The organism is Psychrobacter sp. TB55-MNA-CIBAN-0194, assembly GCF_040309505.1.
GTDB classification, from domain to species: Bacteria; Pseudomonadota; Gammaproteobacteria; order Pseudomonadales; family Moraxellaceae; genus Psychrobacter; species Psychrobacter fozii.
On the sequence record NZ_JBEOOW010000351.1, the window covers coordinates 1 to 268 of the forward strand.

The following is a 268-nucleotide window of genomic DNA, read 5'->3' on the forward strand; positions in this document are numbered from 1 at the left end:
CTTCTGTACTGAGTGCGCGTGGCTCACTTGGATCAGCTAAAGCGCCCTCGCCTGGACCGGTTTCAATAAATACTTTGACGTTAGTGGCAGTGATAGCAGATGGAGCGATAGGCTGAGCTTGATTTGGTTGTAAGCTGGTATGAGACACACGGCCAACGTGCCAAAGCTGAGCGAAAATAATACTGCCTTTGGCATGTACCGCCTGCGTGACTTTTTTCCAGCCTTCAATTTGGGCTGGTGAATAAATGCCTGGCGTCCATGCGTAACC

General features: G+C 50.4%; 1 protein-coding gene. It reads right to left on the reverse strand.

The features are described 5' to 3' along the window. On the reverse strand, positions 1–268 hold a 268-nt coding region (locus AAEY75_RS15420; protein WP_502944437.1), incomplete at both ends, for an oxidoreductase.